The organism is Arthrobacter sp. zg-Y916 (genome assembly GCF_020907385.1).
Lineage (GTDB): Bacteria > Actinomycetota > Actinomycetes > Actinomycetales > Micrococcaceae > Arthrobacter_B > Arthrobacter_B caoxuetaonis.
The window spans coordinates 25,371-46,144 of record NZ_JAJJOD010000010.1 but is presented as its reverse complement, the minus strand read 5'-3'; the positions used below and the strand labels follow the sequence as shown (position 1 = coordinate 46,144).

Annotated in this window: 19 protein-coding genes and 1 other RNA gene; 13 read left to right on the top strand and 7 right to left on the bottom strand. The window is 65.2% G+C overall.

The window, feature by feature from the left end; translation table 11 throughout:
• Positions 1-622 precede the first annotated feature (622 nt).
• Entirely contained in the window at positions 623-2,320 is a 1,698-nt protein-coding gene (locus LOC59_RS15260) for a DUF5979 domain-containing protein (RefSeq protein WP_229972905.1), read from the bottom strand.
• A 496-nt stretch (positions 2,321-2,816) separates the two neighbouring features.
• Between LOC59_RS15260 and ffs the strand changes: the two genes are divergently transcribed.
• The 4 genes from ffs to LOC59_RS15240 all read left to right on the top strand — a co-directional run bounded on the left by ffs (position 2,817) and on the right by LOC59_RS15240 (position 8,293).
• Positions 2,817-2,912: signal recognition particle sRNA small type (gene ffs, locus LOC59_RS15255), an RNA gene on the top strand.
• Between the two features lie 77 nt (positions 2,913-2,989).
• Positions 2,990-6,142 (top strand): DNA polymerase III subunit gamma and tau, encoded by a 3,153-nt coding sequence (locus LOC59_RS15250; protein ID WP_229972896.1) that lies wholly within the window; start codon positions 2,990-2,992, stop codon positions 6,140-6,142.
• Between the two features lie 35 nt (positions 6,143-6,177).
• A complete protein-coding gene (gene recR, locus LOC59_RS15245) occupies positions 6,178-6,774 on the top strand; it encodes a recombination mediator RecR (RefSeq protein WP_227896633.1) in 597 nt (198 codons plus the stop codon).
• 232 nt (positions 6,775-7,006) lie between these two features.
• Positions 7,007-8,293 (top strand): aspartate kinase, encoded by a 1,287-nt coding sequence (locus LOC59_RS15240; RefSeq protein ID WP_229972894.1) that lies wholly within the window; start codon positions 7,007-7,009, stop codon positions 8,291-8,293.
• Between the two features lie 76 nt (positions 8,294-8,369).
• Here LOC59_RS15240 and LOC59_RS15235 read toward each other — a convergent pair whose 3' ends face one another.
• Together LOC59_RS15235 and LOC59_RS15230 are read right to left on the bottom strand one after the other, a co-directional pair.
• Positions 8,370-8,606, bottom strand: a complete 237-nt coding sequence (locus LOC59_RS15235) for a hypothetical protein (protein ID WP_227896631.1) — start codon at positions 8,604-8,606, stop codon at positions 8,370-8,372.
• An 89-nt stretch (positions 8,607-8,695) separates the two neighbouring features.
• Entirely contained in the window at positions 8,696-8,911 is a 216-nt protein-coding gene (locus LOC59_RS15230) for a hypothetical protein (protein WP_423723833.1), read from the bottom strand.
• Positions 8,912-9,018: 107 nt separating this feature from the next.
• Between LOC59_RS15230 and LOC59_RS15225 the strand changes: the two genes are divergently transcribed.
• The 4 genes from LOC59_RS15225 (at position 9,019) to LOC59_RS15210 (ending at position 13,354) form a co-directional block, all read left to right on the top strand.
• Complete coding sequence (locus LOC59_RS15225) at positions 9,019-9,483, top strand: MarR family winged helix-turn-helix transcriptional regulator (protein WP_227896630.1); 465 nt, start codon at positions 9,019-9,021, stop codon at positions 9,481-9,483.
• 187 nt (positions 9,484-9,670) lie between these two features.
• Positions 9,671-11,743 (top strand): BCCT family transporter, encoded by a 2,073-nt coding sequence (locus LOC59_RS15220; RefSeq protein WP_229972892.1) that lies wholly within the window; start codon positions 9,671-9,673, stop codon positions 11,741-11,743.
• Positions 11,744-11,775: 32 nt separating this feature from the next.
• Entirely contained in the window at positions 11,776-12,759 is a 984-nt protein-coding gene (locus tag LOC59_RS15215) for a 3-methyladenine DNA glycosylase (RefSeq protein ID WP_229972890.1), read from the top strand.
• A gap of 67 nt (positions 12,760-12,826) precedes the next feature.
• Complete coding sequence (locus LOC59_RS15210; RefSeq protein WP_229972888.1) at positions 12,827-13,354, top strand: serine protease inhibitor; 528 nt, start codon at positions 12,827-12,829, stop codon at positions 13,352-13,354.
• Here the strand turns inward: LOC59_RS15210 and LOC59_RS15205 are convergent.
• A complete protein-coding gene (locus tag LOC59_RS15205; RefSeq protein ID WP_229972886.1) occupies positions 13,299-13,847 on the bottom strand; it encodes a DUF4442 domain-containing protein in 549 nt (182 codons plus the stop codon). The two genes, LOC59_RS15210 and LOC59_RS15205, sit on opposite strands and share 56 nt — an antisense overlap.
• 142 nt (positions 13,848-13,989) lie before the next feature.
• On the opposite strand from LOC59_RS15205, the gene LOC59_RS15200 reads away from it, so the two are divergent.
• From LOC59_RS15200 to purL, 4 genes are all read left to right on the top strand, one after another.
• Positions 13,990-14,412 (top strand): hypothetical protein, encoded by a 423-nt coding sequence (locus LOC59_RS15200; protein WP_227896625.1) that lies wholly within the window; start codon positions 13,990-13,992, stop codon positions 14,410-14,412.
• Positions 14,413-14,600: 188 nt separating this feature from the next.
• Positions 14,601-14,855: a phosphoribosylformylglycinamidine synthase subunit PurS gene (purS, locus tag LOC59_RS15195; RefSeq protein WP_066300964.1), complete on the top strand. Its 255-nt coding sequence runs from the start codon at positions 14,601-14,603 to the stop codon at positions 14,853-14,855.
• A gap of 2 nt (positions 14,856-14,857) precedes the next feature.
• A complete protein-coding gene (gene purQ, locus LOC59_RS15190; RefSeq protein WP_423722014.1) occupies positions 14,858-15,631 on the top strand; it encodes a phosphoribosylformylglycinamidine synthase subunit PurQ in 774 nt (257 codons plus the stop codon).
• Positions 15,631-17,943: a phosphoribosylformylglycinamidine synthase subunit PurL gene (gene purL / locus LOC59_RS15185; RefSeq protein ID WP_227896624.1), complete on the top strand. Its 2,313-nt coding sequence runs from the start codon at positions 15,631-15,633 to the stop codon at positions 17,941-17,943. Before purQ ends, purL begins: the two co-directional genes overlap by 1 nt.
• A 114-nt stretch (positions 17,944-18,057) precedes the next feature.
• On the opposite strand, the gene LOC59_RS15180 is transcribed toward purL, so the two are convergent.
• Positions 18,058-19,020 carry an endonuclease domain-containing protein gene (locus LOC59_RS15180; protein WP_229972884.1) on the bottom strand — a complete coding sequence of 321 codons (963 nt, stop codon included), beginning with the start codon at positions 19,018-19,020 and terminating at the stop codon, positions 18,058-18,060.
• A 130-nt stretch (positions 19,021-19,150) separates the two neighbouring features.
• Between LOC59_RS15180 and LOC59_RS15175 the strand changes: the two genes are divergently transcribed.
• Positions 19,151-19,687, top strand: a complete 537-nt coding sequence (locus tag LOC59_RS15175; RefSeq protein WP_227896622.1) for a GNAT family N-acetyltransferase — start codon at positions 19,151-19,153, stop codon at positions 19,685-19,687.
• 83 nt (positions 19,688-19,770) lie between these two features.
• Here the strand turns inward: LOC59_RS15175 and LOC59_RS15170 are convergent, their stop codons facing one another.
• Entirely contained in the window at positions 19,771-20,346 is a 576-nt protein-coding gene (locus LOC59_RS15170; RefSeq protein WP_229972882.1) for a DUF1990 family protein, read from the bottom strand.
• On the bottom strand, positions 20,343-20,735 hold the full coding sequence (locus LOC59_RS15165; protein WP_227896620.1) for an MmcQ/YjbR family DNA-binding protein: 393 nt from the start codon (positions 20,733-20,735) through the stop codon (positions 20,343-20,345). Before LOC59_RS15165 ends, LOC59_RS15170 begins: the two co-directional genes overlap by 4 nt.
• Positions 20,736-20,774 lie beyond the last annotated feature (39 nt).

Genomic DNA, 20,774 nt, shown 5'->3' with positions numbered 1-20,774 from the left:
AGCACGCCGCCAGCGTTCATCCTGAGCCAGGATCAAACTCTCCGTAAATGTGTTACAGACACACAACCGGAGCCAAGGAAAATTGGCTGCACAGTCATGCACTAAATTCGAAACCAGCTAAAAAAGCTGCTCCAGCCCACGGGGTGGGCCGAACAGCCAGTTCAACCAATCAAAATAATTGGTATCAATAAACTTGGCACACTATTGAGTTCTCAAACAACAGGCGCATCCGGTCTACTCAGAAAAACCATTTCCGTTTCCGGCTGATTCTTTTTCTTTTCGCACCGCTGCGGTGTTTCATAATTTTATTTCATCGATCCGGTTTTAGCAATTCGGCGGATTTCCGTGGAAATCGTTTCGAACCGGTCAAACCATCACTCCGAACCCAGCATTCAGTCCCAGGATTTTCCTTCGCACCCTAGAGCGCGCAAGATTTCCCGGTAAGGAAGTTTGGGGTTTGGCCGCCATGCTTCGGTTGCTTCCAGCTTTTCAGCGGAGCGTCCCGGCCGCGGCGACTCAGAAGACTTTACACAGGTTTGCGGGGTCGTGCAAATCGGCTTGAACGCGCCGGAACCGGCCCCCTCGGGAGCCGGTTCCGGTCACGCGATTCGAGGTGGTGCGGCTAGCTCTGGCGGCGTCGCAGTGAAGCCAGGACCAGTATGGAACCGCCGGCTACTGCCCCTCCGCCTATCAGGGCCAGATTCGTCGATTCTGCGCCTGTCTTGGGCAGCCGCTGACTGACGGGGACCGGCGCGTAGAGGTTTGTGACTGCGGTGGCCTGGGTGGCCCCGGGCAGGATTGCCACTTCACCGGTAAACGTTGATTCAACGGTGACATCTTCGTTGGCGCCGGAGGTCGGTTCGGAGATGCTGCAGAGCGTCCCTGCAGGGATCCCTTCGTAGAGCTGGGTGTATTCGCCTGCCGTTGTGCCGGCTGCCAGTACAAAGACTTCGTCCACGATTCCCTCACCGCACTGGACGTGGATGACAATGTCGTCCTGCAATCCAGCGCCAGTACCGGTGATGGTCTTGGTAACCAGCAGGCTCCCCGGATTGAAGTCAACCGTGTTGGTGACGGCCAGCAGGTTCTCTTCCTCCGTTATGGTCACGGGTTCCGGGAGCACAGGGGTAACCGTTACTTCGGAAGTTGATCCGGTGACTGGTTCAGTGACTGAACAGACGGTGCCAACGGGAAGTCCTGCGACCGTCTCAGTCACTGCCTCAGTCGTGCCGGCGGGGATGCCGAAGGTGAAGACGCCGGATGCTCCGCAGTCCACCACCAGGGAAATGTCGCCCTGCAGTCCGGCTCCTTCACCCGCAAGCGCCTTACTGACCGTCAGGTCTCCGGCTACAAAGAACTCCGCCGTTGCCTGGGCATTGGAGTCAATCTGCGCGTCAGCCGCGAGGATCAGTTTTTGGGCCGTGGTGACGCCTGGATTATTGCCGGCATAGAGGTAGACATTGCCAGTCTGGACCGGAACCACGGCTGTGGCGGTCAGAACAACCGGATCCGTGGTCTCGTTGTCGTTTCGGACCCACAGCTGAGTGCCGGAGGTTACGGTCGTACCGGCAAGCGGGACCGTGCCGGCCGGATCCGTATACAGGGTGTAGCCGGCGGGCACAGCGACGGTGACGGTGGCGGCGTCGGAGGTAATCGTGAATGGCCCGGTGACTCCATCGGTGGGGCCGGCGGCTGTGGGCGGATCAATCGATACGTTGGGGGCCGGCGGCTCAGTCAGCGGACCCGCATCGACTACCGCGGCAACAATGGCTGCGGTATAGGGGCGCACGGCGTCAGTGTCTTCAAGGACGTAGCCATCGCTGAAAAACCATACAGCTGCCTGAACCGCTGCTGCCCGAATATTGTCCGACGGCGCATCCGGCAGCCCCGGCTGGTCCGGGTAGTAGCTGTTCAGCACCCGGTTGACGTAGCCGATGTTCGGAACATTGGATTCGTCCCAGGTGCCGCTCTCGTAACCCAGGCCGGTGTAGGTGGAGGTACGAATGTCGATGCAGTACATCTGCTGCGGATTGCCGACGGCGTCAACAGTGGTGATGACGCCGGCGAACCCCTCATCTGCGGCCTCGTAGTCCTCCGGCACGTCCTCGGGATACCCGGTTGTGGGATCGAACGGCGTACCGACTGGAGGCAGCCCGCCGGCCACGGCTTGACCCGCCCCGGTACCGATCATGGTGATTTCCGTCAGGTCCGACGGGACCTCTTCCCCCGGCGATTCACCCGAAAACACGGCCTGCGCCGGCACGGCGAACTGCAGCAGCATAAACAGAAAAATAAAGGCACCGACGACGGCGCTGCCCACGGAGGAGCCTGCGAAACCTCTCCTGCCCCGCTTCCTCCCCCCGACACGTTCCGATTGGTGACGCAGACTCATAGGATTCCTGCTTTCAGTCTCGGCCTCTTTGGACACCCGAAGCCGTGAGCTTCGGAACCGTCGGCACCGCGGCGCCGGTGGCGTGTGAGGCTACGTCGCAGCCTTACCTCTGAAAAGGGAGGAAGAGGAATCCTCTGGTGCCACCGCTGGAATTCGTGACAGCCGCGGCATGAGGCACCCGCGGACCCTCACCGGGGACCTCCTGAATAGCGATCCCCTATGGAGGAGTCCGTATAGAGGAGTCCGTGCAGCACCCCTGCATGGGATGCGGGTCGGCTGGCCTGTGGTCTGCCACGACGGAACGACCCTGCCGCTGTCCACCTGCTGGCGGCCAGCCACAGGACTGGGCGGCGTCGTGCGTTCCGGCTCCATCCAGGGTCCGCTGACCCCGGATGAGGCACCCGAAAAATCGGGTAGACTTGTTCCTGGCCCCTCATGTGGTGTCATCCTGTGAACTCCCCCAGGACCGGAAGGTAGCAAGGGTAAGCGGGCTCTGGCAGGTGCATGGGGGGTCTTTAATTTATCCGGAAACAGCGGGTTATCCCCCGCCCCGGGCCCGGATGCGAACCGTCAGTGCCAACCGATAAGGTTCTATCTGTGAGTACAGCCCTTTACCGCCGCTACCGTCCCGAGAGCTTCGCGGACGTGATCGGCCAGGAGCATGTCACCGAGCCGCTGATGGCGGCCCTCTCCAAGAACCGCGTCAACCACGCCTACCTCTTCTCAGGCCCGCGCGGCTGCGGCAAAACAACCTCCGCACGCATTCTCGCAAGGTGCCTGAACTGCGCCGAGGGCCCGACGCCGATTCCCTGCGGCACCTGCGACAGCTGCGTTGAACTGGCCCGCAACGGTGCGGGCAGCCTGGACGTCATCGAGATTGACGCAGCCAGCCACGGCGGCGTGGACGATGCCCGCGACCTGCGCGAACGAGCCACCTTCGCCCCGGTGCGCGACCGCTACAAGATCTTCATCATCGACGAAGCCCACATGGTCACTTCCGCCGGCTTTAACGCGCTGCTGAAGATTGTCGAAGAGCCGCCGGAACACATCAAGTTCATCTTCGCGACCACGGAGCCGGACAAGGTCATTGGCACCATCCGCTCCCGCACGCACCATTACCCGTTCCGGCTCGTTCCGCCGGAACCGCTGCTGGCTTACCTGGACAAGCTCTGCGTCCAGGAAAACGTTCCCGTCGCTCCGGGCGTCCTGTCCCTGGTCATCCGGGCCGGCGGCGGATCGGTGCGCGACTCGCTCTCCGTCCTGGACCAGCTGATGGCGGGTGCCGGGGAAGCCGGGCTGGACTATGAGCTGGCCGTGAACCTCCTCGGTTACACCCACGTGGCACTGCTCGACGACGTCGTCGATGCCTTTGCCGCCGGCGACGCCGCCACAGTCTTCAGCGCCGTGGACCGCGTCATCCAGACCGGACAGGATCCCCGCCGTTTCGTGGAAGACCTGCTGGAACGCTTCCGCGACCTCATCGTGGTCAACGCCATGCCGGACAGCGCCGCAGCCGTGCTTCGGGGCGTCCCCGAAGACCAGATCAGCCGGATGCGCACGCAGGCAGCCCAGTTCGGCGGCGCCGAACTCTCCCGCGCCGCGGACATCACCAACACCGCACTGACTGAAATGACAGGCGCCACCTCACCCCGCCTGCACCTCGAACTGCTGTGCGCCCGCGTTCTGCTGCCCGCTGCGGACCAGTCGGAGCGCGGCACGGCAGCACGCGTGGACCGGATCGAACGCCGCCTGAGCTACGCAGGCGACTCCGGTTCCGCCGCGGCGGCCCCCGCAAACGCAACGCGTACGACGCCGGAACGGGAGTCCGCAATCGCGGCACCTTCCGCTGCGGCGCAGTGGCGCACGTCCACTCCCGCCGCCGAACCGGCGGCTGCGGAGCCTGTTTCAGCTGTTGCTCCCGGTCCGGCTGCGGGCGCTGCGTCCTCTTCAGCACCCGAGCCGTCGAACGGGTCGGCAGACTGGGGAGGCACGTGGGCTACCCCGGCCCCGGCGCCTTCATCTGGTGCCGGTGCTGCAGCTGCCGCTGGAAAGTCGTGGGACGACGTCTCCAAGGAAGCCGCGGCACAGGAGTCCTCAGCCTCCGGCCTTCCGGCGTCCGGGACGGGCTCTTCGGAACAACGGACACAGGAGCAGCCAGGTCCGGAACAGGGGCGTCCGGAACAGCAGGGCCAGGAGCGGCCCGCACAGCAGGCCGCCGCGCAGCAGGCAGGCGCAGTCCAGCAGGCAGACGGCCGCCAGGCGACCGCCCCGGCGCGCGAGCCTGCCCCAAGCATCGCTCCGTCGAACGGCGCCGCAGCACCCACCACCGCACCTGATCCGGGCGCGCCCGCACGCGCCGCTGCATCCGCACCTGCACCTGCGGGTCAGGGCGGAGCACCGGTTGCCGGTGGAGGACAGGTGGAGATGATCCGCCGAGCCTGGCCCGAAATCATGGATGCCCTGACGAGCATTCGACGGGCGACGTGGCTCAATGTCAGCAAGAATGCGTCTCCGCGGGCCTTTGACGGCAAGGTGCTGGAGCTGGCGTTCTCGAATCCGGGTGCGGCCACCAACTTCAACCGGCCCGACCATCTCGAGAACCTGCGCAGGGCCATCCACCAGGTGCTCGGTGTGGATTGCCAAGTCAACGCCGTGCACGACAGCTCCGCGTCAGCGGGTGAACCCGGCCCAAAAGCTGGTAGCCGGCAGACCGCGCCGGCACAGACTCCGGCAGCTGCACCGGCCCCGGCAGGCGCACAGGCTCAGGCAAGTGCTCCGGCTCCGGCAGCCGCTGCTCCAGCGAGCGAGCCCGCTCCCGCTTGGCCGCGAACTGCCGCACCTGTCAGCACGGCCAACGTAAAGGCCAGCCCCGCTGCTACATCCCCTGCGGCTCGGCCTGCTGCTGTATCCACGACTCGGCCGGCAGCACCGGAGTCCCCTTCGACGGCACCGCAAACACAGGCGACGCGTCCTCAGTCAAACCCGACAGCTACGCCCAGCGCCCCGGCTACGCGGGCTCCCGCGGCCCACGGTGCCCCCGGTGCCCCCGGTGCCCCCGGTGCCCCGGCTACGCGTACCCCGGTGGCGCCCAGCACCCCTGGTGCCCCTGGTGCCCCTGCCCGGTCAACAGCGGTTCGGGCTGCTGCTCCCCTGCCCGAGGACTGGCCTCAGGAACCGTCGGAACCGGCTGACATGCCGGAAAGCAACGCGTGGGAAACAGCAGCCGTCCCGGAAGACATCCACGCGACCAGTGCAGTCAGCGACGCGGAATGGTCCACCACCAACTGGGCCGGCACCACTGCGTCCCGTCCCGGCGGACGGCCGCAGGGCTCCGGCTCAGGGCCTGCCAATGCCGCACCGGCAGCATCAGGCCAGATGAGTTCCGCGCCGGGCTCCGGTAACGTCCAGCTGGCTGAAGCGCCGGGTGCACGCCCGGCCCAAAACAGCCCGCGCCAGTCCAGCCCAGCGCAGCCCGGCCCGGCCCAGTCCAGTCCCGCTCAGCAGGCCCCTGGAAATGACGGCCGTCCGCTGAGCCGCTACCAGAAACTGCTCAACGAAGCTGCCGCGCGCAACGGCTCGGCGCCGTCGTCCGCGGCCCGCGGCAAAGTAGACTTGGTCGAAGACGTTCCCAGTGCCGACGACGTGACCCTTGAGGATTCCGGCCTGGTCGGCCGCAAGGCGATCGAACGGATCCTGGGCGGCCGGCTGATCGAAGAACGCGGTCTCGACGGCCACGACATCCGCCGGTAAACCGGTACAACCACTATTCTCCAGAAGAAGGCCACGTGTACGAAGGTGCGGTTCAGGAACTGATCGACGAGCTGGGCCGACTCCCCGGAGTGGGTCCCAAGTCGGCTCAGCGGATCGCGTTCCATATCCTTGAGTCCAACGCTGAGGACATGTCCCGGCTGGCCTCGGCGATCACGACGGTCAAGGAAAAGGTGAAGTTCTGCCAGGTGTGCGGCAACGTCACCGAGCAGGAAACGTGCAACATCTGCCGTGATCCGCGCCGAGATCCCACGATGATCTGCGTGGTGGAGGAGTCCAAGGACGTCATCGCCGTCGAACGCACCCGTTCCTTCCGCGGCCGCTATCACGTGCTGGGCGGCGCCATTAATCCGATTGCCGGCATCGGCCCCGACCAGCTGCGCATCCGCGAACTGCTGAGCCGGCTCTCCGACGAGCAGATCAGCGAAATCATCATCGCCACCGATCCGAACCTCGAAGGCGAAGCCACCGCCACCTACCTGGTCCGCATGCTCAAGACCCTAGGCATCACGGTCACACGCCTGGCATCGGGCCTTCCCGTGGGCGGAGACCTGGAATACGCCGACGAGATCACCCTCGGCCGGGCCTTCGAGGGCCGCCGCAGCCTCAACTAGGCGCGCGGAGTCCAAAGCCTGCGCGGAGACCGCTGCACGGCACCTGCGCTCGGCACCATTCGTTAAGTCGACGTTGAGCGCCGTGTCTAGGGCATTTCGGCGCCGCTGCGGGGGAGTTATAGACTCTTGACCATTGGCCGCCGCGATGCGGCCTTTTCCACGGATAGCCTGAGCTGGGGCGGCCCCGAGCCGCCTGACAGCCACTGAGAACAGTTCCAGAGAGCGTGTACGCATGAGCCTTGTAGTGCAGAAATTCGGCGGTTCCTCCGTATCGGACGCCGAAGGCATTAAGCGCGTCGCCAAACGGGTGGTCGACACCCAAAAGGCCGGGAACGACGTCGTCGTTGTGGTCTCCGCGATGGGCGACTCCACCGATGAACTGCTGGACCTTGCCGGCCAGATCACCGTCGGGACGTACCCGCGGGAAATGGACATGCTGCTCAGCTCCGGAGAACGCATCTCCATGGCGCTGCTGGCAATGGCCATCAACGAACTCGGCGCGTCTGCACAGTCCTTCACCGGCAGCCAGGCCGGCATGATCACCGACGCGATCCACGGCAAGGCCCGGATCATCGATGTCTCCCCGCACCGGATCAAGACCGCCATTGAGAAGGGCGACGTCGCGATCGTCGCGGGCTTCCAGGGCATGAGCCGTGACAGCCAGGACATCACCACCCTGGGCCGCGGCGGTTCCGACACCACCGCCGTCGCCCTGGCCGCCGCACTGGATGCCGACGTCTGCGAAATCTACACCGACGTCGACGGTGTCTACACCGCTGATCCGCGCGTGGCCCCCACGGCCCAGAAGATCGACAAGATCTCCAGCGAGGAAATGCTGGAGATGGCTGCCTCCGGCGCTAAGATCCTGCACCTGCGCTGCGTGGAGTACGCCCGGCGCTTCGGGGTGCCGCTGCACGTTCGCTCCTCCTTTAGCCAGCATGAGGGAACCTGGGTCCTGCCCAGCCCCGATGACAAGATCAAGATTCAAGAGGGAGAACCCTTGGAACAGCCCATCATTTCCGGCGTTGCGCACGACCGTTCCGAAGCCAAGCTCACGGTGGTCGGCGTCCCCGACATTCCCGGCAAGGCCGCGGAAATCTTCGGCGTCGTCGCCGGCGCGAACACCAACATCGACATGATCGTGCAGAACGTCTCCACCAAGGGCTCGGGCAAGACGGATATTTCCTTCACCCTGCCGATCGTGGACGGCCAGGCTGCCATGGCTGCGCTGAATGCCGCCAAGGCTGAGGTGGGCTTTGACAGCATCGATTATGACGAGCAGATCGGCAAGCTCTCCCTGATCGGCGCCGGCATGCGCTCCAACCCGGGCGTTTCGCACCGCTTCTTCGAGGCACTGCACCTGGCCGGGGTGAACATCGACATGATCTCCACCTCGGAAATCCGCATCTCCGTGGTTACCAACGCTGCCCTGCTCGACGACGCTGTCCGCGCGGTCCACGCAGCATTCGGACTCGACGGCGAAGCCGAAGCAACCGTTTACGGCGGCACCGGGCGCTAACAGCACGCAGCTTTTCCCAAGGACGTCCGGGCAACCGGGCGTCCTTGGCTGCTTAAAGGCAGCTTAAAGGCAGCGCCTAGTACATATCCTCTGTGAACTTAGGGGCGTGGAAGTAGTCCTGGTACACCACCGGTTCAGCAGGCTCGCGGTGGGGCTTGCCATTCAGGAATTCGCGGTCCACCCCGTAGTGGTGGCCAGCGTCGTCTGTTTCGACGACGATCTCTGGCAGGTCCGCTTCCGCAGGCCGGGGAATCTCGTCCTCGGGCAGTCGCGGTTCGCCGCTGCTGCCAGGATCCGGAACATTTGCTGCCATCGGAACCCCTCCTTCAAGGGCCGGATTGAGGTTCCTTAAGGATAGGTTTCCGGCTTCGGAAGAAACCGGTCCTGCATAAAAAAGCTGTGTCAGTCCTGCTTGCGCGGCAGGATGTAGCTGCTGCCGTCGGCCCGTGTGACGGTTTCCCATTTGGCCTTTTCCTCGGCCTGCTGGGCGGCGAGCAGCTGCTTGTTCTCCTCGGTCATGTCATGGGTCAGCGAGGACGTCTGGGCCGGACCGAAAAACATCCGTGCCTTGCCCGTTGCGCGCATGAACTTTGCGGTGAAGCTTTCCCTGGCTGCCACTCTGACGTCCCTTCCGAGGTGTATCTGTGATTCATAGTACGCTAATCATTAGTGCACTAAGTATTTGTTGAGCCGCTGGGACCGGCGCTCAGGGAAGAAGGACCTCAATGGACACCGGCACCGCAGACGACGATCTGCTGCTCGAACACCAACTCTGCTTCGCCCTGTCCGTCGCCTCGCGCTCCGTCGTCGGGGCCTACCGGCCCGTGCTCGACGAGCTCGGCATCACCCACCCGCAGTACCTGGTCCTGCTGGCCCTCTGGGAAGAATCCCCGCGCACGGTCCGCAACCTCGGGGACACCCTGCTGATGGAACCGGCCACCCTGTCCCCCATGCTCAAGCGGCTGGAGAGTGCGGGCCTGGTGGAGCGCAACCGCGCCCCTGGAAACGACCGCGCCCTCGCCGTGAACCTGACCGGCAAAGGGCAGGCGCTTCGCCAGCAGGCCACGCAGATTCCGGCCACCATGCTGGAGCGGCTGCAGCTGACCCGGGAGGAAGTCCATCAGCTGAACACCACCATGCGCCGGCTCATTCAGGCGACCCAGCTTCCGGATCACCATACCGGACAGTGAATGTGCAAGTTGGCGGGTCGAAGGAGCACAATAGTGCGTAAAGAATAACGAACCGGTAACGATCAGCATGTGGTATGTAAGCCGGCTTATATACCAAACCGCAAAACGAATCGAACTACTCTTCTTCGCGTCCCGAATAAAGCACCCGATGGGCGGGCCGGATGTCCGCCCCAAGGAGAAGATTCCCGTGGCAACACCGCCTTCATCACGGCACCAAGCGCCCTCGGCGCAACCCTCCGGCAGCGGGGCAGCCGGACCCCCGAACGGTCCCGGGACCAGGGGGGAAACATCGCTGAAGGCCTCAATAAGCCAGCGCGCTGCCCGTGCCCTGCGCAGGGATAAGAAGGAATACCCGCACGACACGCATCCCGGACTGGTTCCGGGCATCGCCGTCGACGAGCAGCGCGTGCGCTACGGAACCGATCCCCTGGTTTTCGGCGTTGCTGCCGTGCTCATTCTGGGCTTCGTCGCCTGGGGCGTGTTCTCTACGGAATCGCTGAAGTCGATCTCCGATGTGGCCCTGGGCTGGGTTGTGACGAACACCGGCTGGCTCTTCAGCTCACTTATCGCCGTGATCCTGGTCTTCATGCTTTTCGTCGGCTTCAGCCGCTACGGCAAGATTCCCCTCGGTGTTGACGGCGAAAAGCCGGAGTATTCAACCTTCTCCTGGGTCGCCATGATGTTCTCCGCCGGAATCGGCATCGGCTTGTTCTTCTTCGGACCGTACGAGCCGCTGACCTACTTCATGACACCAAACCCCGGTGAGGCAGCCGCTGAAACGACGGTGGCGCTGCACAAGGCCATGGCACAGTCCTACTTCCACTGGGGCCTTAATGCCTGGGCCATTTACGCCCTGGTCGGCGCCGCTGTTGCTTACGGCTCCTTCCGGCGCGGCCGCGTTCCCCTCATGAGTGCCATTTTCACCCCGCTGCTCGGACGCCGGAAGACCGAAGGTGTCGCCGGACGCCTGATCGACATGTTCGCAATCGTCGCAACCCTCTTCGGCACGGCGGCGTCACTCGGTATCGGCGCCCTGCAGATTGGCCGCGGCGTGGAGATTATCAGCGGCATCGGTAAGCTTCCCAACGCCGTCCTGATCGGCATCATCGCCATAATGACGGCAGCGTTCATCGCCTCGGCCGTCTCCGGAATCGGCAAGGGCATCCGCTGGCTTTCCAACATCAACATTTCCCTTGCCCTTGTCCTGGTGGCCTTCATCTTCCTGACCGGGCCGACACTGTTCCTGCTCAACCTCATTCCCTCTTCCCTGGCCGAATACCTGTCCGATCTCCTGCACCTGATGAGCAAGGGTCCGTCCTGGGGTGCCGAAGCAGCGGACTTCTCAGCCAACTGGACGGTCTTCTACTGGGCCTGGTGGATTTCCTGGTCCCCGTTCGTCGGCATCTTCCTGGCACGGATCTCCCGCGGCCGGACACTGCGTGAATACGTACAGTACGTGCTCGTGGTGCCCACCCTGGTCTCTGTCATCGCGTTCGGCGTCTTCGGCGGAACGGCTATCTGGATGCGCATGCAGGGCATGGATATCTCTGCCGACAGCGCTCCGGAAGCCCTCTTCTTCCAGGTCCTGGACGGCCTGCCGCTGAGTACCATCACACCGATCCTGGCGATGTTCTGCATCGCCATCTTCTTCATTACCTCGGCTGACTCCGCTTCCCTGGTCATGGGCAGCCTGTCGCAGCGGGGCAAACCGGACCCTGACCGGAAAGTCACTGTCTTCTGGGGCCTGGCCATGATGGGTATTGCCGTGGTCATGCTGCTGGTGGGAGGAAACCAGGCCCTGTCCGGCCTGCAGAACCTGATCATCGTCTCGGCCCTGCCGTTCGCCGTGATCCTGCTGCTGATGATGGTCGCCCTTATCCGGGACCTGCAGACCGACCCGATGATTATCCGCCGGGAGTATGCAACGGCCGCCTTGGAGAATGCAGTCCGCGCGGGCATCGACGAGCACGGCGACGACTTCGCCTTCACGGTGGAGAAGACAGCCCATGGGCAGGGAGCCGGGGCCGACTTCGATTCCCATGACCGCACCGTCACGGAGTGGTACCAGCGCACCGACGAAGACGGAAAGCCCGTGGAGTACGACTACGAGTCGGGGGAATATGCCGACGGCTGGACGTCCGAGGACGACTCCGCTGCCGCCGCGGAATCAGCAGCGGAGTCAGGCACCGGCAACGCGGACTCCGACCAGGACGGTGGCAGCGGGGCGGCCGGGGATCACCGCTCTGCCCCCGTCGGCTAGGACCCAGGGCAGCACGGCGGGATAATGGGGCCGTGAGCCTCCCTTATTCCGCCGTGCTGACCGAGGACCAGTGGCTTCCCCGGCAGGCCGCCTACCAGGAACGGGTCCGCCCGTTCACTGACGGCTTCCTGTCCCGCCGCTCCGCCGGCCGGAAACATCCGGTAGAGGATTTCCTCTTCACCTACTACTCCCAGAAACCCGGCCAGCTGCTGCGCTGGCACCCGGGCGCCGGCGTCGTCCTGGCAGGAACGGCCGCAGCCGAACGCACTGACTGGAAGTTTTACCGGCTGCTGGACGCGGCAGAACTGCATGCAGCAGGGCTCGACGCCGGAACTGCCGCCGTCGCCGTCGACCTCCCCGCTTTCGCTTCCGCCCGCGGGCCCGCGCTGGAATTCACGCAGATGCTGCTTTCCCGGACCGCCGGGCGTAAAGCGTCGCTGGGCTGTTTCGGCATGCACGAGTGGGCCATGGCCTACAAGTCGGAGGTCAACGGTATCCGGCACGAATACCTGGGACTGCGGCTGGGCTCCGGGGGCACGGACCAGCTCGTGGAGCAAAGCCGGATCCGCTGCACCCACTTCGATGCGTTCCGCTTCTACGCCCCGCAGGCGGTGGGGCTGAACGAGCTCAGGCCCACCCGGGAAAACCAGCGCGACCTGGAGCAGCCGGGTTGCCTGCACGCTAATATGGACCTCTATAAATGGGCCTACAAGCTGGTGCCGGTGCTCCCCGGGGAACTGGTGATGGACTGCTTCGAGCTCGCCTGGCGCATCCGCGAGATGGACATGCGCGCTTCCCCGTACGACCTGCAGGACTGGGGATATGACCCAATCCCGGTGGAAACACCTGCCGGGCGCGCGGAGTATGCGGCCGCGCAACGTGCCTTTAGCGAAGAATCGCAGCAGCTGCGGGCCCGCATCCTGGACCTGCTGGCACCTCTTCAGGAGCAGCTGTGTACCCAGAACCAACCGGCGGCCCAGGCCCAGGCTGCCGTGGAGAGCGGCGCGGGGTCCTGACGGGCCGTCGGCACTTCAAGCCAAGGATTGGCTAGGCTGGACCGCATCCAACGTGGGAGGTCTCACCATGCAGTTCCAGTTCCGCCCTGTCCGTACCGCCATGCTCCTGGTTGCCGCAGGCCTGGCCCTGGCCGGATGCACCGACTCCTCCCCGTACTCGGCACCGACGCCTGAGTCTCCTGCTCCCTCGGCCTCCTCACCTGATGCTTCGCCGTCCGATGCTTCGCCGTCGCCGTCCACCGCGACGGGCAGCGCGGCCACCACCTCCCTGACCGTGGAGCTGATGGCTGACGGGGAAGCGGTCACGGACACCTGGACCCTGCAGTGCGAGGGCACCACGCCCGTGGGCCAGTCAGGCGCGCCGGATCCCGAGGCAGCGTGCGTTGCACTGGCGGAGGGCGGGCCCGGGCTGATGGCTGAATCCGGCGCCAACGTCTCCTGCACCATGCAGTGGGGCGGACCGCAGCGGGCCACAGTAACGGGAACGGTGGAAGGAGAAACCGTCGACGCCGAGTTCGCGTTGACGGACGGCTGCCAGATCAGCCGTTGGGAAGCCCTGGCCGCCCTGCTCGGTCCGGCGACGGCGGCACAGTAGCCGTCCCGACGGACGCGGGGACGCCCGCGGCATTCTCCCGCTTGCGGCGCACGTAAACCTGCTTGCGCACCCGGGCCACGACGTCGCCGTCGGCATCCTTGATGTCCACACTGAACCATTCCAGGACCTTGGAGCCGTCCTTGGCGGCCGCGCGGATCCGCTCGATGTCCTGCGCGCTGATGCTGAACCGTGCGTAGACCTCGCCTTTGCCCGGCTTGAGGAACTCCACCTCTGCGGCACGGTCCCAGATGACGTGGTCCGTGCCCAGATGGCGCAGCAGCAGCATCATCCAGAACGGATCCGTCATGGCAAAGAGGCTGCCGCCGAACGCTACGCCGGCAACGTTCTTGTTCCACCAGTGCTGGCGCAGCCTGACTGTGGCCGACATAAAGTCCGCGGGCAGTTCGGTGATGTGGATTCCGGAGAAGGCGAAGGGCGGCCAGATGTTCATGGACCGGCGGACTACCGAGGGTTTGGCGGCAACGAGTTTCACCGGATCACCCTAACCGAAGGTGACGTGCGCCATTACTTCCGTGACTCCGGATGCATGTTCTATTATTGAATCAGCTTGCTTACTATCCACGTACGGACAGCGTCCCTCCAGGGGCGCGCCGGGCTTTACCGGAGGAACCAGATTGTCGATTGAAGCAACACCCGAAGAACCACAGCTGTCCGCAGCCGAGACGGCAGCTCCCGCGGAGTACGTCCCCTGGTGCTCCTACTGCGGCACCGATGAATATCTGATCATTGAATCAGTCGAGCCGTCGAAGGCGGCGAACTCGGCCGAGTTCCTGGAAATCAGCTACACCTGCGCCGAATGCGACCGCTTCTACGGGCACCCCGTCCGGCATTCTCCGGTTTGGGCGCGGAACGCCGTCAGCGAACCCGCGGAGACCGAGTACCTGCACTGCGGGGAACCCATGCAGCCCAAGGACAACCGCACGGTCTCGCTCTTTGAGCCGCTGAGCACGGAGCCGGAGGCCGCCACGGCGGACGTTGTCCTGGAGACCAGCATCCTGCGCTGCTCCTGCGGTTTCCAGATCGAACTTCCCGCGTAGCCCAGCCCCCTGCCGGGTTCCACCCACCCATATCGAGATAGCAGAAAGTGCTCGTTTCAGCTCTGTAACGGGCGCTTTCTGCTATCTCGCGGTGCAGCCGTAGAATGAAGGAGCAAGCTCGCGGAGCGCTGAATCAGCGTGAGACGGCACGGTCCGCGGCCACCCCTTTCACTCACAGGAGTTACCGGATGCCCCGGATCGTTGTTGACGTCATGCCCAAGCCTGAGATCCTGGATCCGCAGGGCAAAGCCATTGCCGGCGCACTCCCCCGACTCGGCCTGACCGGCTTTACCGGCGTCCGCCAGGGCAAGCGCTTCGAACTTACGGTGGACGGCGACGTCACCCCCGAGATCCTCGAACAGGCCCGCACCGCCGCCGCCACGCTGCTCTCCAACCCCGTAATCGAAGACGTCACCCGCGTCGAAGTTATTTCGGAGGCTTAACCTTGAGCACACCCCTGATCGGCGACTACTCCGCCGCCGAAGAAGACGCTGCCCTGCGCGCAGTGCGCGTCGGCGTCATCACCTTCCCTGGAACCCTGGATGACCGCGACGCCGCCCGCGCCGTGCGCCTGGCCGGCGGCACCGCCGTCGAGCTCTGGCACGGCGAAGCCAACCTGCACGACGTCGACGCCGTCATCATCCCCGGCGGTTTCTCCTACGGCGACTACCTGCGCGCCGGGGCTATCTCCCGCTTCGCGCCGCTGATGGAAAAGGTCGTGGATGCATCCAAGGGCGGCATGCCCGTCCTCGGCATCTGCAACGGTTTCCAGGTCCTCACCGAGGCGCACCTGCTGCCCGGATCGATGATCAAGAACGACCACCTCAAGTTCATGTGCCGCGACCAGCTGCTGCGCGTGGAGAACAACACCACCGCGTGGACCTCCGGCTACGGCCAGGGCGAAGGCATGGTCATTCCACTGAAGAACCAGGACGGCCAGTACGTCGCCGACGAAAAGACCCTGGATGAGCTCGAGGGCGAAGGCCGGGTGGTGTTCCGCTACGACGGCTTCAACCCCAACGGCTCACGCCGCGACATCGCCGGCATCACCAACGCCGCCGGCAACGTCGTCGGCCTGATGCCGCACCCCGAACACGCTGTGGAAGCCGGCTTCGGTCCGGATTCCTCCGCCCGCGGGGATGTCGCCCTGGGCGGCGGCACCGACGGAATCGGCATTTTCACCTCAGTACTCACCTCGCTCGTTGCCGGAGGCAAATAATGACCGCGTCTGCCAACTCCACTGCCGAGCAGAAGAAATTCAACATCGACACCGTCGAGCACGCGGCGTCCACCCCGGACACCCCGCTGCCCTGGGCTGAACTGGGCCTGAAGGAAGACGAATTCAACCGCGTCGTCGAGATCCTGGGCCGCCGCCCCACCGCGGCCGAGCTGGCGATGTACTCGGTCATGTGGTCCGAGCACTGCTCCTACAAGTCCTCCAAGGTGCATCTGAAGCAGTTCGGCGACAAGGTCACCGAGAAGATGAAGGAACACCTGCTCGTCGGCATCGGCGAGAACGCCGGCGTCGTTGACATCGGTGAAGGCTGGGCAGTGACCTTCAAGGTCGAGTCCCACAACCACCCGTCCTTCGTGGAGCCCTACCAGGGCGCCGCGACCGGCGTCGGCGGCATTGTCCGCGACATCATCTCCATGGGTGCCCGCCCGGTTGCCGTGATGGATCCGCTGCGCTTCGGCGCGATCGACCACCCGGACACCGCCCGCCTGGTGCACGGCATCGTCTCCGGAATCGGCGGCTACGGCAACTCGCTGGGCCTGCCCAACATCGGCGGCGAAGTCGTCTTCGACTCCGTCTACCAGGGCAACCCGCTGGTCAACGCACTCGCTGTGGGCGTCATGCGCCACGAGGACATCCGCCTGGCCAACGCCTCCGGCGCCGGCAACAAGGTGGTCCTGTTCGGTGCGCGCACCGGCGGCGACGGCATTGGCGGCGCCTCCGTGCTGGCCTCCGAATCCTTCGACGACGCCAAGCCCTCCAAGCGCCCCGCGGTGCAGGTGGGCGACCCGTTCGCGGAAAAGGTACTCATCGAGTGCTGTCTGGAACTGTTCAAGGCCTCCGTGGTCGAGGGCATCCAGGACCTCGGTGCGGCCGGCATCTCCTGCGCGACGTCGGAGCTGGCCTCCAACGGCGACGGCGGCATGCACGTTGAACTCACCAAGGTCCTGCTGCGTGATCCAACCCTGACCCCGGGCGAAATCCTGATGTCCGAGTCGCAGGAACGCATGATGGCCGTCGTGACGCCGGAGAACGTTGAAGCGTTCGAAGCGATCATGGACAAGTGGAACGTCGAGTACTCCTGGCTCGGCGAGGTCACCGGCACCGGCCGCCTGATCATCGACTGGGACGGCGAGACGATCGTCGACGTCGATCCGCGCACCGTCGCCCACGAAGGCCCGGTCTACAACCGTCCGTTCCACCGCCCCGAGTGGCTGGACGGCGTGCAGGCTGATTCTTTCAAGGCGGAGGACCGCCCGTTCGGCGGCGAAGCCGTGAAGCAGGCCGTGCTGGAGCTGATGGCTTCCCCGAACATGTGCGACAAGTCCTGGGTCACCGACCAGTACGACCGCTATGTGCAGGGCAACACCGCCCTGGCCATGCCCGACGACGCCGGTGTGATCCGCGTCGACGAGGAAACCGGCCTGGGCGTGGCCATCTCCACGGACGCCAACGGCCGCTACACCTACCTGAACCCGTACGAGGGCGCCAAGCTGGCCCTCGCCGAGTCCTACCGCAACGTCGCCACCTCCGGCGCACGTCCGATGGCGGTCACCGACTGCCTGAACTTCGGTTCCCCCGAGGATCCCGAGGTCATGTGGCAGTTCGCCGAGGCCGTCCGCGGCCTGGCCGACGGCTGCCAGGAGCTTGGCGTGCCCGTCACCGGCGGCAACGTCTCGCTCTACAACCAGACCGGCGGCGTCGCCATCCACCCGACCCCCGTGGTCGGCGTGCTGGGCGTGTTCGACGACGTTGCCCGCCGCACGCCGTCGGGCTGGCGCGAAGACGGACAGGCCATCTACCTGATGGGCGTCACCCGCGACGAGCTGGACGGCTCCGAGTTCGCGAACCTGCGCGGCCACCTGGGCGGCCAGCCGCCTAAGGTGGACCTGCAGGCGGAGAAACTGCTCGGCGACCTGCTGATCAACGCTTCCCGCGACGGCATGATCGACTCCGCGCACGACCTCTCGGAAGGCGGCCTGGCGGCCGCGCTGTCCGAGATGGCGCTGCGCTTCGGCGTCGGCGCCCGGATCGGGCTGGACGAGGTGGCCGAGCGCGACGGCGTGGACCTGTTCACGCTGCTGTTCTCCGAATCCCAGGCCCGCGCCGTCGTCTCCGTGGCCCGCAGCGAAGAGGTCCGGTTCAAGGACATGTGCACCGCCCGCGGCTTCGCACACTCCCGCATCGGCGTGGTGGATACCGAGATCGGCGCGCTGGACTTCCAGGGCCACTTTGTCTTGCCGCTGGATGAGCTGCGCGCCGCGCACGAGGGGACCCTGCCGAAGTACTTCGGCTAACCCTCCCTCCTCCCCCTCCGGGATCCCATCGAGAGGCCAGTTACGGCTCGTTTGAAGCGTCATACGAGCCGTAACTGGCCTCTCGTTCTTGGTTGGGGGGCAGGCGGTTGGGGGTCAGGCGGCAGGTCGTCCTGCGCGCCAGCCGGCAGTCCATAACGCCGCACGGACCTTCTCGACTGCCGGCTTGGCGTCATTGGCCAGGTGCCGCCGGGAGACCCGCACTTCTACCCAGCCGAGGGCGCGGGTACGCTCATCGCGGCTGATGTCCCGTGCCACCTGCTCCGGGTCCGAGTGACCGGACCCCTCATATTCAACGGCCACCCGGTACTTCCGGTAGCCCAGGTCCGGCTCGTGGTGCAGGACGCCGTCGTCGTCGACAATTGGCGCGTTGACCTCCGGTTCCGGCAGGCCGGCTTCACCCAGCGCCAGCCGCAGCAGGGTCTCGGGCGGCGAATCTGCACCCACCCGGCTCAGCGCCAGTGCCTCACGTGCGGTCCGGACACCGCGCTGGCCGGGGTGCCGCCCGAGGATTGCGTCAAGGGATTCCTGGGTCGAGTACGGCTCCGATCGGCCTTCGAAGGCTTCCCGCGGGAGACGAATTAGGTGGTCCGCCACGACCGTCAGGTCGTGGACATTCAGGATATTCGCCAGGTCCAGCCAGGTCCGTTCCCGCGAGGTGAGGACCAGTCCGTGCAACGTCGTCACCTCGCCAGCCTGCAACCGGGCCCGGTGACCGACGACGCCGGCCCTCCGCGGACGGGCGAGCCCGGCCGGACGGGTGATGTGCAGGTCTGCTGCATCGGCGAAGCGCAACGGAAGCGGGAATCCCCAGGCTTCGGCCGCCGTCGTGTGCGAAGCAACTGAGAACGAGGTGACCCGGGTGTACGCCGCAATGCGTTCCGGTGCCGTCAATTCACGGTGCGCCTGGTCCAGGTTATCCACTGCCCGGATAGCCCGGCTGATCCGCCGAATACGGACATGCCTTAACCGCTCCCTGCTCACTCCGAGGGCATCCGAGTCGTAGACAGTGAAGAACCGCGGGCCCAGCGCGTCTGGTAATTCCTTGGGGGTTCTCATGACCAGCATTATGGTTCGCCGGCCAAAACCACGGATCTGATTATCCACACCCCATCGAGAGGCCAGTTACGGCTCGTATGAGCGTCCATAAGAGCCGTAAGTGGCCTCTCGATGGGGGACAATATCTTCCGTGACCACACTTTCGCATGAGCAGACGCCGGCCAGCAGCCTTCTCACTGAGCGGCTCGAACTGGCTGAGATGACGGCGGCGGAAGTTGATGCCCTCATAGTCGGCGTCCGCTGCGCTGACTGGGCAGAGGACTTCCCCCAAGGCGTCGATGAAGACGCTGCCCAGCAGTACTTCCAGTCCGGCCTGCTGGACCCCCGGGCCGGCACGTTCGGCGCGCGGATGATACGCGAGCGCGACGGCACCGTGATTGGCACCATTGGATTCCTGGGTCCGCCAGTCGACGGCGCCGTGGAAATGAGCTACAACGTTGCCCCCTCCCGGCAGGGGCACGGCTACGCCACCGAAGCAGTGATCGCGCTCAGCCGGTTCGCCCTGGCCCAGCCCGGAGTCGAATGCGTCACCGCGTACACGGACGAGACCAACGAGGCATCCATATCACTGCTCCTGACAACCGGCTTTATGCCGGTGGAGTCTTCCGGCCCGGAGCTCGCCTTTGTGCTGCACAGTGAGGCCCAGCTGCCCGACGACGAAGACTGAGCGCCGGCGGGATTTGGCGGCTGGTGGCCTCACTCAGAGGGCCGTCAACTTTGTCCGCGGGCTCTTCGTTCCCCGCGGTGAGGCTACTCCTCCCCCAGTGCAAGCCTCCGGGCAGCCCGGAAATACCGCCGGGTGATCAGCTCCTGCGTGCGCCGGTTGAGTGGACCGCCGACGGCGATGAGCAGGTTCGCGGGGCGGCTGAACGCTGCGACCCGGAAGAACAGTTGCCCGTCTTCGCTGAGCTCGGCGTAAAACCCTTCCTCCCCGGCCTCCGGGTGTCCGCGCAGCGTCCCGTAGCCGAATCCTGCCCGCTGGCCGGGCACCGGGCGGCCGCTGCCGTCGACCACCGGCTCAGTGGTCCAGAGAACGCGGCACGGCGCGTGCCAGCGCAGCGGTCCGATGCCCACCCCGGAGGACATTTCGAGTCCCGGCCGGGCCCGGGGCGTGCCGGCATCCACCCACAGGCCGCTGCCGCGGTGCAGGTCCCAGCCCAGCAGACCATCCGCCAGGCGCAGGAATCCCAGTGCCGGATCCGGCACGGACACGCGTTCTTCGCGCAGCACCAGACGGTACCGCGGAGGCCAGCCGCCCTCCAGCGCCACCGGATACGGGCGCTCGGTAAGGCCGGGATCCGGGTAGGTCAGTTTTCGCTGCGTCATGACTCGGCCAGGCCCTTCCACGCCAGGGCTTCCCGATCCCGGCGCGGCAAGGACGCCACCACCAGGTCATAGGAGTCCTCGACGAGGTTCATCACCAGCTCGTCCTCAAGATTGCCGGTCAGGTCCAGCTGGTTCCAGTGGGTTTTGTTCATGTGCCAGGCTCCGCTGATCTCCGGGTGGGCGGCCCTGAGCTGAAGCGCCAGTTCCGGTTCGCATTTGAGGCTGATCATCAGGGGCTCGGAAGCGAGCGCGGTCAGCGCGAACATCTTGGCAGGCCTCCCGGCCCCGCCGGCACGAACCTTGAACACTGAAGATTCCGGCCCAAAGGGAAAGTCCTCATAAGCCCCGGTGAGCGACAGGCAGTACTTCCTCAGCGCTGCGGCATCCATGGATCGACCTTAGCCCGCAGTAGGCCGAACACACCACAG